The organism is Pseudomonas sp. VMV1 (genome assembly GCF_056790235.1).
Genome location: NZ_JBXGSE010000009.1, coordinates 1 through 13,828, shown reverse-complemented (window position 1 = coordinate 13,828; position 13,828 = coordinate 1). Strand labels below are relative to the sequence as shown.

Sequence of the window (13,828 nt, the reverse complement as noted above, 5' to 3'; positions counted from 1 at the left end):
AGGAGTCGCACCCATGAGACGTGCCAGCCTGGATCATCTGGTCGTCGTGGCCCCGACGCTCGCCGCAGGCGCCCAGTACGTCGAAGAACGACTCGGGGTAGTGATGCAGCCAGGCGGCAAGCATCCGCGCATGGGTACCCATAACCTCTTGCTGCGCCTGGGCGACTGCTATCTGGAGGTCATCGCCCCGGACCCCGACGCGCCGGCGCCGACCAGACCCCGATGGTTTGGCCTGGATGATCTGGCGCCTCGGACTGCCCCCTGCCTGGCGCACTGGGTCGCGCGGACCCAGCGGCTTGATCGCGCGGACGCTAGCCTCACGCAGATCTTCGGCACCATCGAATCGATGAGCAGAGGCACGCTTTCCTGGCAGATATCGATGCACGCCGATGGGCACTTGCCGCTGGGAGGGATGCTACCCAGCCTGATCGACTGGGGCGACGCCCAGCATCCCGCCCTGCACCTGATTGACAGGGGCTGTCGGTTACAGCGGCTGGAGATCGCCCATCCCGATCCCGCTTCGATAAGGCAGCAGCTGGACGCCATCGGATTCTCCGGTCCGATAGCGTGTATGGCCGCTGCGCACCCTGGCCTGCTGGCTTGTATCGAGACGCCCAACGGACCCAAGACCCTTTGATGTGCGGCCAGCCTTTAGCCACGGCGAGCAAGGCACCTTGGCCACCCAGCCCGCTCAATGGCCAAGCCAGTGGGCCGCTTCTTTCCAGGGCCCCACGGTGACCAGCTCCTCCAGGGTTTCCAGCACGATCTTTTCCCAACTCAGGGCCAGGCGGCTGCTGCGGCGTTCCTTCAGCCGCGCCAGGGCCACCGTCGAGCGGATGCCTGGTCGCTCGATTTCGTGGCCGACCAGTTCGCCGCGGTCGATGTCCTGTTGCACGGCGGCGTGGGCGAGGATCGAATAGCCCTGCCCTGCGGCGACCAGCTTCTTGGTCAGGCCGACGCTGTCCACCTCCAGGATCACGTTCAGGCGCACCGTGTTCTGCGCCGCCACCTGCTCCACCAGGCGTCTGTTGCTGTGCGGCAGCCCGGGCAGGATCAGCGGCACCTCGCCCAGCGCCGACAGCCACTGCGAGCGACTGGCTTCGCCCGGCGGCCCTACCAGCACCATCCGCTCGCTGAACAGCGGCCGCACCTCGAAGGCTTCCAGCAACGGCTGGTTGTAGACCACGGCCACCTCGATGCGCCCCTGCAGCAGCCACTCCTGCAGCGAGGTGCTCAAGCCCTCCAGGGCATGCAGTGAGGCCTTGGGCCAACGCTGACGAAACTTCTGGATCAGCTGGGGACCGACCAGCGAACCGATCGCCGGTGGCAGGCCCACCGCCAGGTGGCCCCGCTCCTCCTCGGCACTGCTGCGCACATGGTCGGCGGTTTCCTCCAGATACCGCAGCATCACCTCGGCCCGCTCGACCAATCGTGCCCCCGCGGCGGTCAGCTCCACCCCCTTGCCGTGGCGGGTGAAAAGCTCGACCCCCAGTTGCTCTTCGAGCTTGGCGATCTGCCGGCTGAGCGCGGGTTGAGCGACATAGAGTTCTCGCGCAGCACGGCTGAAGCCACCGCACTGAGCGACCTTGACGAAGGAGCGAAGCTCGCGAATATCCATAACAACCCCATGCTTTCAAAGCATAGCTTTTGATGAAAATAAGGTTTTTGTCCACCTAAAGCGACTTATCTATGCTCGCATCAAATAGCTCGTAGGGGGAATTGGCTATCCCTACCGGCCAATCACAAGAACAACGACGCCCGCAGGGCGAGGACACGCCATGACTCTGTTGAAGAAACTGCACGTGCAGGTGCTGATCGCCCTGGTCGCCGCCATCATCGTCGGCTTCGCCGCCCCGGGTTGGGCGGTCGCGATGAAGCCGCTGGGCCAGGCCTTCATCGCCCTCCTGAAGATGATGCTCGCCCCCATCGTCTTCGTGACCCTGGTCCACGGCCTCACCCATGTCCAGGACATGCGCAAGCTGGGTCGCCTGGGGATGAAGTCCCTGGCGTACTTCGAGGTGGTCAGCACAGTCGCCATGCTGGTCGGCTTCGTCCTGGTCAATCTCGTGCAGCCCGGCAACGGCCTGCACGCCACCAACCTCGCCGAATCCACCGCTGCCATCAAGGCGACGTCGAGCGCGGGCGAGATCTCGGTGACGGGCTATCTGCTCAGCCTCATCCCGCACACCCTGGTCGATGCCTTCGCCAAGGGTGACATCATCCAGGTCCTGCTCATCTCGCTGCTGGCGGGCATCGCCATCAACCGCACCTGTGGTCCCGAGTCCATCGCGGTACGCGCCCTCGACGAAGCCCAGACCATCCTGTTCAAGATGCTCGGCTTCATCATGAAGCTCGCGCCGCTGGGCGCCTTCGGGGCGATGGCCGCCGCCATCGGCAGTTATGGCGGCGCCACCCTGCTCTATCTGCTCAAGCTGATCGCGGTCTACTACGCCGCCTCGCTGTTCTTCGTCTTCGGCGTGCTGGGCAGCATCAGCTGGTCGATAGGCCTGCCGTTCATGGCGGTGTTGCGCCTGATCCGCGACGAGATCCTGCTGGTGTTCGGCACCGCCTCCGGCGAGGTGGCCTTCCCGCGCCTGATCGAGAAACTCAAGCGCAGCGGCTGTGACGAGGTGGTGGTGGGCTTCGTGCTACCGGCCGGTTACAGCTTCAACCTGGATGGCACCGCCATCTACATGGCCATCGCCGTTGGCTTCATCGCCCAGGCCACCGACACCCCCTTCTCGCTCTGGCAGCAACTGGGTTTGCTCGCGGTCCTGAGCATCACCTCCAAGGGCGGCACCACGGTGGCCGGCGGCGCCTTCATCAAGCTGGCGGCCACCCTGCAGTCAGTGCACGTCCTGCCGCTGAGCGGTCTGGGCCTGCTGTTCGGCATTGATCGCATCATGGCCACCGCCACGGCCTTGACCAACATCGTCGGCAACACCGTCGCGGTGTTCGCCATTGCCCGCTGGGAGGGCAGCTTCGACCGTGACGCCTTCACCCGCGCCACGGGCAAAACGCCCGGCCGCAGCCTGCTGCGCCCCTCCGCCGCGGCCATCCGGGAAGCCCAGGCAGAAGCTCAGGCCGAAGCCGTCGCCACCTCCTCCTCTTCCACCCTGCGCTCCTGACAGGACACCACCATGCATCGTCTCGCCCCCGTCGACCCGCAGCACCTCAACGCCGCGCAACAGGAGATCTACGACCGCATCGCCAGCGGTCCCCGTAAAGGCGTCCGCGGCCCCCTGGCCATCTGGCTGCACCGCCCGGAACTGGCGGCCTGCGCCCAGGCTTTGGGCCGCTACTGCCGCTACGACAGCTGCCTGGAGCCGCGTCTGTCCGAGCTGGCCATCCTGCTGCTCGGCCGCCATTGGCTCGCCGAATACGAATGGGCCGCGCACAAACCCTTCGCCCTGGAGGCCGGGCTGGATCCAGACGTCATCGAGGCGATCCGCCTTGGCGAGGAGCCCGCATTCCAGCGTCGCGACGAGCAGCTCGTTTACCGCTTCGTTCGCGAGCTGCACGAGCAGCGCCAGGTGGGCGATGACCTCTACCAGGCCTTTGTCGCCGAGCTGGGCAACGACGCGGCGGTCGACCTGGTCGGCATCGCCGGCTACTACACGCTGATTTCCATGACCATCAAGGTGTTCGAGGTTCCGCCACCCGTCGGTGTCGCCCCCGAATTGCCCGCCACCCTTGCCTGAGGAACCTTTTATGACCGATCAACTTCCCCACAGTGACCGCCTCCAGGGCAAGGTCGCCATCGTCACCGGTGCCGGTTGCGTCGCCGCCGGCTGGGGCAACGGCCGCGCGGTAGCCACCCTCTTCGCCCTGGCCGGCGCCAAGGTGTTTGCCGTGGACCGCGACCTCGGCGCGCTCGAAGAAACCCTGGCGCGCATTCGCGAAGCCGGTGGCGAGGTGACCCCTCATGCCTGCGACGTTACCGACAGCGACGCGGTGGCTGCCATGGTAGAGGCCTGTCAAGCCACCTATGGCCAGGTCGACATCCTGGTCAACAACGTCGGCGGTTCGGCCGCCGGCGGCGCCGTCGCCCTGGCCGAGGAGCGCTTCGATGCCCAGATCGCCCTTAATCTCAAGAGCGTCTACCTGACCTGCAAGCATGTCCTGCCACTGATGGAAGCCCAGGGCAGCGGCGCCATCGTCAACACCGCTTCCACCTCGGGCATTCGCTGGACCGGCTCGGCTCAGGTGGCCTATGCCGCCAGCAAGGCCGGCGTGATTCAACTGTCACGAGTGACGGCGGTGGAATACGCGCCCAAGGGCATCCGGGTGAACACCGTGGTGCCTGGCCAGTTGCACACGCCCATGGTCGAAGCGCGCCTGGCCGGCCAGCGGACCGGCGGCGACGTCAGCAAGCTGCTCGATACGCGCCTGGCGCGCATCCCCCTGGGCTTCATGGGTGATGGCCGCGACACCGCCTTTGCCGCGCTGTACCTGGCCAGCAACGAGGCGCGCTTCGTCACCGGGACCGAGATCGTGGTCGACGGCGGCATGACCGCGCGCTGCGACTAGTTCGCCCAGGGCGGCACCGGCCGCCCGGTTCTTTCTTTTCCAACCCTGGAGCGCCCGATGGCCGATGCCCACGTTCCCCCTACGCGCCGCCGCTTTCTGAAGCAGGCAACCCTTGCCGCCGCCGCCCTGGGGCTGGGCGCCGGCCCTCTCGTCCAGACCCATGGAGCCACCATGAACGCTTCCCCTGCCCTGACCGGCCTCTGGGATTGTCACACCCATATCTATGGCCCCTGGGCACGCTTTCCCTTGCCGGCCAACGCCGCCTACACCCCGGCGCCGGCGCCCTTCAGCGAACTGCTGGCCCTGCATCGCCGCCTGGGCATCAGCCACGGCGTACTGGTCCAGGCCGCACCCTATGGCACCGACCACAGCGCCATCCTGGCCGCCATCGCGGAAAGCGACGGCCACTACCGCGGCGTCGGCCTGATCGACCAGGACACCAGCGACGCCCAGCTGCAGGCGCTGCACGACGGCGGTCTGCGCGGTATCCGCTTCAATCTGATGGGGCACCTGCCGGGTGCCCGCGACCCCCAGCAGCTACGCCGGCTGGCCGAGCGCGTTGCCCCCTTGGGCTGGCACGTGCTCATTCATGGCGAACTGCCGACCCTGCTGCCGTTCCTGGAACAGTGGCGCACCCTGCAAGTGCCGCTGGTGATCGACCACATGGCCCGCCCGGACCTCACCCAGCCGCTGGACGAGGCAGGCTTTGCCGCGCTGCGCAATGAACTGCAGCGTCCGGATCGCTGGATCAAGCTGTCCGGTATCGACCGGGCCATGCAGGGTCAGCCCGGCCCCTGGCCCCAGGCCCTGGATCGCGTGCGGCAACTCCTCGAATGCGCGCCGGAGCGTGCCCTCTGGGGCAGCGACTGGCCGCACCCGAACATCAAGGGTCCGGTTCCCGACGATGGCCAGCTGCTGGACTTCGTGCTGCAGGTCTGCGACAGCCGGGCGCTGCAACAGGCCGTGCTGATCGACAACCCGCGTCGGCTATACGCCTAGCCCACCTGCTTCCCCGAGGAGAGCCCATGGACGCCATCGAATGGCAACCGAGTCGCCGGGTACCCGACCCGGCAGTACGCGAACTGGATTCGCGCTTCGCCCAGTACCGTCTGGCCCATGCCAAGGTAGAGCGCCTGGCAACGGGCATGCGCTGGGCCGAAGGTCCGGTCTGGTTCGGCGATGGCCGTTACCTGCTGTTCACCGACCTGCCCAACGACCGCATCCTTAGGTGGGACGAAGCCACCGAAACCCTCGGCGTCTTCCGCCAGCCCGCTCACCAGGCCAACGGCCTGACCCGTGATCGCCAGGGCCGACTGCTGGCCTGCGAGCACGGCGGGCGCCGCATCACCCGCACCGAGTACGACGGCAGCCTGACGGTGCTGGCCGACCAATTTGCCGGTAAGCCCCTGAACTCGCCCAACGACATCGTGGTGAAGGGCGACGACAGCATCTGGTTCACCGATCCGCCCTTCGGCCTGGTCAGCGACTACATGGGGCGCCAGGGCATGGCGGAATTGCCTGCCAACCTCTATCGGCTGGACCCCGACGGCCAACTGCACTGCGTCGCCGAAGACCTCGAAGGCCCCAATGGCCTGGCTTTTTCGCCGGACGAGCGCACCCTCTACCTGGTCGAATCCCGCGCACGCCCGCGCCGGATCGTGGCCTATGACGTCGATGACCAGAACCATCTGACCGGTCGGCGCGAACTCATCGATGCCGGCAGTGGGCTACCCGACGGCCTACGTGTGGACGTGGACGGCAATCTCTGGTGTGGCTGGGGCGCTGCCGAGCCAGGACTGGATGGTGTCCGTGTCTTCGCTCCGGACGGCACCGCCATCGGCCACATCGACCTGCCTGAACGCTGCGCCAACCTCTGCTTTGGCGGCCCACGGCGCAACCGCCTGCTGATGGCCTCCACCACCTCGCTCTACGCCCTGTTCGTCAACACCCGCGGCCTGTAACGACCGCGCCTGCCTGGAAGCCACCATGAAAAAAACAAGATCCGCTTCGCTCCTCGTGACCACCGGCCTGGCCGGCCTGGTCAGCCTCGCCCCGGCCGTCGATGCCGCCGAACTGAAGATCATTGCCAGCGGCGCGCTCAAAGGCGCCATGGCGCAGTTGCAGCCGGCCTATGAAAAGGCTACTGGCAACACCCTGAGCATCGCCTGGGGCCCCTCGATGGGCACCTCACCGGAAGCCATCCCCGAGCGCATCAAGCACAGGGAACCCATGGACCTGGCCATCATGGCCGACGAGACCCTTGCCCTGCTCGGCCCCACGGGCGTCTTCGACATGGCGAGTCGCCGCGAAATCGCCGAATCCCGTATTGGCGTAGGGGTGCCCAAGGGCCGCGCTCACCCTGATGTGAGCACGGTGGCGGCCTTGCGTACGGCGCTCTTGCAGGCGCCCCGGATCGCCTACTCCCAGGGGGCCAGCGGCGTCTTCGTGCGAAACGAGCTGTTCCAGCGCCTGGGCATCAGCGAGCAGGTCAAGGGCAAGACAATCGAGATCCAGGGCAAGGAGCTGGTGGGTACCGCCCTCGCCCGGGGCGATGCCGACATCGGCATGCAGCAAGTCAGCGAGCTCAAGGTCACCCCTGGAGTCGATTATCTCGGCCCGCTGCCGGAAGAGGTGCAAAAGGTCAGCCGCTTCTGCGCCGCAGTAGCCAGCAACACGCCCCACACCCAGGTTGCCAGCGAATTCGTGGCCTTCCTGGGCAGTCCCGCTGCCCGTCATCTGCTGGTCGAAAGCGGCCTCGAACCCATCGCTGGAGCTCACCCATGAATATCCCTGCTTCCCTGCTGTTGGCCGGCTCCCTGACATTGGCCAGTGCCCTGGCCTACGCGGTACCGGTATCGCCACCTCTGACCCAGACGCTGGTAAAGCACGATAACGTTCAGATCGAGGTCAATGCCCAAGGTAAAGGTCCCGTGATCGTGATGCTGCCCTCTCTCGGCCGCTCGGGGCGCGACTACGATCAGGTGGCCGCCTACCTGGTCGAGCAGGGTTTCCGCGTCGTACGGCCCGAGCCCCGGGGCATAGGCCGTAGCCGGGGCCCTATGGACAATCTTTCGGTTCACGACTTCGCTCGCGATGTCGCCGCCGTGGTTGAGCACGAACATCAAGGTCCGGTGGTAGTGGTTGGCCATGCCTGGGGCAACTTCCCGGCACGGCAGCTCGCGGTGGATCGTCCGGACCTGGTCCGCGGCGTGGTCCTGGCCGCTGCCTCAGCTGGCAAGGTGCCGCCGGGTTCGACGGAAAAACCGATCAATGCCGAGATGCGGCAGGCCATCGACGGCGCCGGGGACCCGTCGCTGTCCGAAGCACAGCGCCTGGTCTATCTGCGCAAGGCCTTCTTCGCCCCAGGCAACGATCCGCGCCTCTGGCTGAATGGCTGGCACGAAGCCACCCACGAAGCCGAATCCCATGCGCGCAACACCACTCCCGTGGACGACTATTTCACCGCTGGCAAAGCGCCCATCCTCGACCTCCAGGGTGAGGCCGATGCGGTGGCGCCCCGCCGCTTCTCGGGTGTGCTCAAGAGCATGCTGGGTGATCGAGTACAGGTGGAAGTGCTGAAGAACGCTGGTCACGCCATGGCCCCGGAACAGCCTAAGGCCATGGCTGACGCCATCGGTGCCTTTGCCCGCACCCGCTACGAGCAGCCTCCGCACAGTTGAGGTGCAGTGGCGCATAGGGCTGGCTATCGGTTTGCGAAAAAGATGCGACCCCTGGCCAACGAGTCTGCAATAGGGAGCTTCAGATCTTCGAAATAGCTGCGACTGCTGGTAGCAATCAATGCGACGGCCCAAGGACTTGCGTGTAATGGCTACGACTGTCGGTGGATTCTTGCTTGAAGAATCCACCGATGGCCTTTTATGCAGTAGGAAAGGCTTAAGGTCTGCTCTCGACCCAAAGCTGCCGTTGGCGTAGGGCAGCTAGCGGCCAAAAGCTACCCGTCACGAACTGCTCTGAATTATTACGCACTAGCAGACAGCCTCAACCTATGCCTGGCCGCCTTTCGCAGTGACCTGCATAGACTACTCTTAGGGCTTAAGAGCATCTACGAAACTAGGGGCGATTCAGGGTAACAGTCGATCTAGTTGGATAAACACGTCTCAGCGAAATCCCCAGAGGAGCAAACGCCATGGTTGGCATCAACACCTACACATCCCTGTCTAGCAGCAGTCATGCTAGCAGCACCAGTGCAGCTAAACAGGCCCAGAGCGTCCCCGCTAACGAGAAGGCCGGTGCCCTCCCCATGAGCAGCACCGGCGGCAATGCCAGCACTGTCTCGAACCTGGCCCGTCAACTGAGCGAAGCGGCTACACGAGCTGAATCACGCGACTCGAACCTTGAACACAAGGCGTTGGGCCAGAAAGCAACCGCGCTGCTCGACAAGATCACCGGTGATCGTTATCACTTGAATGAGGCGAAACACGATGCCGAAGTTCCTGACACCGACGACCCAGAGCTACTGGCGCGCGCCAAGCAGGCCACCAGTTTCGTCAACGGTTCTGGAAGCAATCCTTTCAAGGGTATGTCTCGAGATCAGCTTGCTCTGATTACCTATGACGAGGGCGACACCTTCACTGTCAATGAGCGCCGTGCCGCCTACGTGGAAGCTTTTGATCAAGAATCGGCTTGGAGGCAAAAAGTAACTGTCCAAGCTATGGATGAATACAACCGCTCCGGCAAGCTGACCAACTTTTTCAGCACAGTGCTCGATCACTACGAGAGCCTGCCAGCCATCGAGAAGTCGCAATACCCCGAGGATTACGCTGCTGACCTACAGGAGAAAATCGGCCTCGACTCCAACGACATGACGTACAAAGCCGAGGGCAAGGGCAGTAGCGTCACCAGCCTGATTGAGAAAATGGTCTCTGCAGGCCCAGAGACTCGCAAGGAAGCGGATCGCGCAACGTCATCTGCCGCCCAGCAAGCGACATCCGCCGTGCAAGCCGCCAGTGCAACTACCCCGGCGTCATCAGTCACCAAAACTAATAGCAGCGCAGGTTACGACCTTATGGTCTCACGCTTATTTGGCGGAAAAGAACCAACAGTGGCCAACGTTGCCCAGGGCATGAGCACCAGTAACATCAGCCGCAGTGCCTATGAGTTCCTCACCCGTGAGGATCGTGCGCTCGCCGCAGATATGTATCTTATGCCCAAGCGCAAGGGGCCGATCTGAGGCATGTTGATCAACTTGCCGGAGAGCTCGGCGAATATCGCCAGCACGACAGCGGCCGACTGAGTTCGAATTTTAACAACGGCACCAACTACGACGTGCAGGGGCGCCAACTGACAGTAAACTTCAATGAGCAGGACAGCGCGACTGCAGCTCGCATTCTGAACGGCTCAGCGATCAGCAGCACCCGCATCGACCAAGGTTTCCTGAGCCATATTCTTGATCCGGGTTACGGCGCTTTGACCAACACAAGCGACCTCGGTTTCCTCGAACAGATGGTGACGAAGTTTTCCAACGAAGGTAGCTCACAATCCTCGCTCGACAGCCGCTTTGCCAGCTACACGCCAGTTGCAAGAATCAAAGACAACATCGTGCTGACCGCCTCGGAAAGCGTGAAGCTTAAGCCATTCGAACCGGATATCACCAACGTTAACGGCGTCTGGACAGTAACGGATAAAGGCGCGGCTGCGGGTATCACGCTGGATCAGGTAACCGGTACGTCGCAGCGCTCCAATGCCTCCATCGCTGGCTTGGAACAGAACCGCTACATTCTGGATGCCTTCTTCGGCACTAAAGAACAGAATGCCTCCCGGCCAGCCTGGCTGAGCAGCCTACTAGAGCGGTTCTCAACTACCAGGTGAATCACCCACCTTTTGCAAATACTAGGTGACCGCTTTTGGCCGATAGCAGCCAGTGGCGACGGGTTGCAATCGGCCAACTGCGGACCGGCAGTTGCGGCGCTCCAGGCTCCCGGCCGTGTTTGGCCAGCAGGCCCGATCCTTCATACTTGGCGTCTCAGATACCACTGTTACCTTCGTTGGCTGAGGTGGCGCCGGTTCGAGCGCCTGGCCGCGGGGTGCTTCGCTGAAGCGCACCACGTTAGCAGCGCCGCGCGGCGTCCAGTTCTGGTCCGTGAACACCGTTTGCTTGCTGGCGGGCGTTGCCGGCTGATGGATGTTCTGAGGTGAATTGGCCTCGATCGCCGGCAGTATTTCCGTCGCGGAAGGCACAGCGCGGCGTACCGTTCCGCGGGCGGTATCGACACGCTTCACGTCAGAGGGATGGGGAGCGTCGAGGCGACGAGCAGGGCCTTCGGCATTCAGGGAGGCCATGGGTCCGGGCATTGCCCGGCCGGCGAGTTCGATGACGGCGAGTGTCGCCAGGCTTCCGATCGCAAGGCATACGGCAAAGGCGATCAGCCGCGCCCTGCGTGACTTCTGCACGAGCCATTCCGGCGCGTCATCTGGCTCGGTACTGCTGGCCATGTTCAAAGTCCTTTTCTTCGTGTCAAGAGAGATCAGGCGATGGACGTGCCAGTGACTGACCTATAGGTACCAGGGTAAACGCAGCCAACGTTTCGCCACTGCCATTCCTCGACGCGCGGTCTCGAGGAAACGATAAGCCGCCCGGCGGTTGAAATTTCTGGTAGGCGCCACTTCTGGATACACGCCTTTCGGCATCGAGTAGTGCACAGGATAAACAGCCATCCCAAACTCCTAATGGGACCATAGGTCGGGAATCTCTCATCATTGCCTAACACGAACCATGTATGACAAAAGCTATAAAGCTACTACACTGGAGACTAAGCGACTTCAGAGTATCTGCCGGAGGACTTATGAGAGTAATGAGCAGTTTTTTGTGGCTATTTGGTGTATTACTTATCTCGATCTCGCTCAGCAGTAATGCAAGCATGCGGTGTTCGACAGGTTTAGTCTCTGTTGGAGATACGTTGTCAGAGGTAGTAGAAAAGTGCGGCTCGCCAGATTTTAAAAGAAAAGTTATGGTAGGAAATAACTCATCGAATAATCCAAGGTTTAGAAGCGCTGTAGTCGTACTATTCTATTATGGGCCTAGGAATGGAAGCGTATCTCAAATTAGATTTTCTGGCGATAATGTTGCTAATATCGTAACATATCGTCCAATGGGCTCAGGTGATAATGACGACGTTTACCCGCAAAATCCTTAGTGTTGAAAAATGGAAGAATAAAGCGCCTCTGAAAATTTTCAACGATCTTCAGAGGCGCACAATCTACTATCCCGCAGCTCGAACTATTTCCAGTGTATGCTGCAAGCTGAAATTCGTCACACCGATAGAGTTTACGGTAATTGAGGTTGTTGGTTTTGCAACTTGTAGAGCTCGGACCACGTAATTTCCATCCGTAGGCGTGACTACCAATTGTGATCCGTTGTAGGTAAGTGCAAGCTCCTTGTTATTTGATGTGGAAATTAAATCAAGCATTACATTTAACATAACTGCGTGCGCAGTATCTATTGAGGTCGAGGTGCTTCCGTTAGCATTGGTGACCGCAGCCCTGAGTTGATCTTGAGTAGATGTTTGGCCGCTCATGCTAAAAGAAAGCTTCTTGCCTGCAGATAAATTTATAAGATTAGAAATGTTTCCGACAGCAATCGCATGGGCCATGCTAAGGCTTAGAGATGTATTGGGGTTAGTTATTTGTATTAAGTTATTCAGATCGTTTATCGTCATGCTTTCAGCATTTATGCTGATAATAAATTCTCTAGCCCCTACCGCTTGGACGATTTGCGCAATCCCAGCGTAGCCCCAAGCTTCGGCATTTACCAAGGAAAGTTTTGTGGCAGGGGTTGCATTATTAATTACATTCTTTGCCTGATCGATAGTGCTGGTAAGTGCATTGAGTTCTGCGGATATCTCCTTGGATCCTACCGCATCAAAAACGGCGGGGATACTTTGGCTTGGAAGAGCGTTTAAAGCGAGAAAGCCTAGTCCAATAGGTGTGTCCTTTATAGCGTTTGCGATAAATACAGCCTGGGCTTCAGATGCAGTAGCACAATTGGCCTTTACTGAAACTTTCTTACCTGCAGCCGCACTGACCACATTTAATATGCTCTGCTGAGTAAAGCTGTTGATGGAAGAGATGTCGACTGAGGTGTTAGGGCCGACGGAGGAATTGATTATTTGTACGGCTTGACTTTCCGAGGCTCTCAATCCGTCTATTTGAAGACTAAGGTTTCTGCTGCCAGCGGACTGAATGACTGGCGCTAATTCTGCAATAGGCCGGCCTTGAGCGTTTGAAAGAGTGATTTGGGTGTTAGGGCCAGCTGCATTCAATATTTGACTAAAGTTTGCTACATCTATAGCTGTTACACGTGGTGGATTTGCCGCCAAGCCTTCGCATATCATGGTTAGTTTCATGTTTACACCTCGCGTTTATCCATTAATTCGCGGGCTTCACTCTGAAAGGTCCGCGTAGCAACCATAGTTTAGCGCTCCTGAAAGTCAATAGCCTTATAAGATGGCAATGTGAGATTGCTAGTATTGCGATAAGCAACGGAGGTGCTGAGATCGCTAACCGATTTTGCGAAGTTAACGAACGTTGACAATCACAGTCAGTCTATTTGGATATCGTTAGGCAATACGTTTTTCGCAATCTCGAACACTATCGAATTTGAAAATTATTAAATTTCTAACGCTGGTTGCGCGATCTCAGCTACCGTTCGCTGAGATCGCGCAACGCTTCGCTATAGCTTTGTGCCGCGTTCTGTCAGGATTTAGAAGGCAATAAAACTGCTGTTGCTAATTTATGCCATTTGGGCCTGAGCTTGTGCTTTCTACTCGGGTAGGATGTCGTTGCCTAGGCGATTTCCGGCATATACAGTAGAGGGGAAATATCAATAACTATTGAGCTGCGTAGCTATAGTTGGCTCATAGTAAAGCCGATCTGGATCTACTCGGAGCGTCCAAAAAAACGATGCCTGTCTGATCAATCGGTTCATCAGTGAAGGCTATCGCGCAGTCCCTCAGCCGGCGGCTCGTCGCTGCCTAATCACGTGCACGCGTACGATCTCCTATATTGGATACCCTTGAGCTCTACGAATCAGCGAAGGTTCACACGAACCGGTTAACGCTGCATCGGAGCTTGTCGCCGCGCCGCTGACCGATGGTAGGCAACTTAATATTTGGGGCATGGTTCTACCAGTACGATAGATGCAGGGCGTCCAGGTGATTGTAGGAATTTGGAATCCCTACCTTGTCGCCGATTATTCAAGTCGGTGGGGGCATTGGGTACAGGCCTCATCAGCCGTCCGAACGTGGACGCTAGCTGCCCTACGCCAACGGCAGCTTTGGGT

Annotated in this window: 14 protein-coding genes and 1 pseudogene; 12 read left to right on the top strand and 3 right to left on the bottom strand. The window is 60.5% G+C overall.

Features of this window, described 5'->3' with window-relative positions; translation table 11 throughout:
• Positions 1–13: 13 nt before the first annotated feature.
• On the top strand, positions 14–637 hold the full coding sequence (locus ACUCV0_RS21170) for a VOC family protein (protein ID WP_482213592.1): 624 nt from the start codon (positions 14–16) through the stop codon (positions 635–637).
• A gap of 54 nt (positions 638–691) precedes the next feature.
• On the opposite strand, the gene ACUCV0_RS21165 is transcribed toward ACUCV0_RS21170, so the two are convergent.
• The gene (locus tag ACUCV0_RS21165) at positions 692–1,618 is read right to left on the bottom strand and encodes a LysR family transcriptional regulator (protein ID WP_482213591.1); all 927 of its coding nucleotides are present in this window, start codon (positions 1,616–1,618) and stop codon (positions 692–694) included.
• Positions 1,619–1,778: 160 nt separating this feature from the next.
• Here ACUCV0_RS21165 and ACUCV0_RS21160 point away from each other — a divergent pair, with 160 nt between their 5' ends.
• From ACUCV0_RS21160 to ACUCV0_RS21115, 10 genes and pseudogenes are all read left to right on the top strand, one after another.
• Entirely contained in the window at positions 1,779–3,128 is a 1,350-nt protein-coding gene (locus ACUCV0_RS21160; protein ID WP_059315112.1) for a cation:dicarboxylate symporter family transporter, read from the top strand.
• A 12-nt stretch (positions 3,129–3,140) separates the two neighbouring features.
• Positions 3,141–3,701: a carboxymuconolactone decarboxylase family protein gene (locus ACUCV0_RS21155; RefSeq protein ID WP_271655053.1), complete on the top strand. Its 561-nt coding sequence runs from the start codon at positions 3,141–3,143 to the stop codon at positions 3,699–3,701.
• Between the two features lie 10 nt (positions 3,702–3,711).
• Positions 3,712–4,530, top strand: coding sequence for an SDR family NAD(P)-dependent oxidoreductase (locus ACUCV0_RS21150; RefSeq protein WP_482213590.1), 819 nt, complete (start codon positions 3,712–3,714; stop codon positions 4,528–4,530).
• A gap of 57 nt (positions 4,531–4,587) precedes the next feature.
• Positions 4,588–4,677 (top strand): annotated as a pseudogene (locus ACUCV0_RS21145) (twin-arginine translocation signal domain-containing protein); the annotation flags it as partial.
• Positions 4,678–4,701: 24 nt separating this feature from the next.
• A complete protein-coding gene (locus ACUCV0_RS21140) occupies positions 4,702–5,529 on the top strand; it encodes an amidohydrolase family protein (protein ID WP_482213644.1) in 828 nt (275 codons plus the stop codon).
• A gap of 26 nt (positions 5,530–5,555) precedes the next feature.
• Positions 5,556–6,491 (top strand): SMP-30/gluconolactonase/LRE family protein, encoded by a 936-nt coding sequence (locus ACUCV0_RS21135; protein WP_482213589.1) that lies wholly within the window; start codon positions 5,556–5,558, stop codon positions 6,489–6,491.
• 25 nt (positions 6,492–6,516) lie between these two features.
• Positions 6,517–7,314: a molybdate ABC transporter substrate-binding protein gene (locus ACUCV0_RS21130; RefSeq protein WP_482213588.1), complete on the top strand. Its 798-nt coding sequence runs from the start codon at positions 6,517–6,519 to the stop codon at positions 7,312–7,314.
• Positions 7,311–8,210, top strand: a complete 900-nt coding sequence (locus tag ACUCV0_RS21125) for an alpha/beta fold hydrolase (protein ID WP_482213587.1) — start codon at positions 7,311–7,313, stop codon at positions 8,208–8,210. Before ACUCV0_RS21130 ends, ACUCV0_RS21125 begins: the two co-directional genes overlap by 4 nt.
• Before the next feature lie 467 nt (positions 8,211–8,677).
• Positions 8,678–9,721: a hypothetical protein gene (locus ACUCV0_RS21120; protein ID WP_482213586.1), complete on the top strand. Its 1,044-nt coding sequence runs from the start codon at positions 8,678–8,680 to the stop codon at positions 9,719–9,721.
• 95 nt (positions 9,722–9,816) lie between these two features.
• Positions 9,817–10,359 carry a hypothetical protein gene (locus tag ACUCV0_RS21115; protein WP_482213585.1) on the top strand — a complete coding sequence of 181 codons (543 nt, stop codon included), beginning with the start codon at positions 9,817–9,819 and terminating at the stop codon, positions 10,357–10,359.
• A 21-nt stretch (positions 10,360–10,380) separates the two neighbouring features.
• On the opposite strand, the gene ACUCV0_RS21110 is transcribed toward ACUCV0_RS21115, so the two are convergent.
• A complete protein-coding gene (locus ACUCV0_RS21110; protein WP_482213584.1) occupies positions 10,381–10,983 on the bottom strand; it encodes a hypothetical protein in 603 nt (200 codons plus the stop codon).
• Between the two features lie 284 nt (positions 10,984–11,267).
• On the opposite strand from ACUCV0_RS21110, the gene ACUCV0_RS21105 reads away from it, so the two are divergent.
• Positions 11,268–11,684 carry a DUF2845 domain-containing protein gene (locus tag ACUCV0_RS21105; RefSeq protein WP_423815229.1) on the top strand — a complete coding sequence of 139 codons (417 nt, stop codon included), beginning with the start codon at positions 11,268–11,270 and terminating at the stop codon, positions 11,682–11,684.
• A 66-nt stretch (positions 11,685–11,750) separates the two neighbouring features.
• Here ACUCV0_RS21105 and ACUCV0_RS21100 read toward each other — a convergent pair whose 3' ends face one another.
• Entirely contained in the window at positions 11,751–12,893 is a 1,143-nt protein-coding gene (locus tag ACUCV0_RS21100) for a hypothetical protein (RefSeq protein WP_482213583.1), read from the bottom strand.
• Positions 12,894–13,828 lie beyond the last annotated feature (935 nt).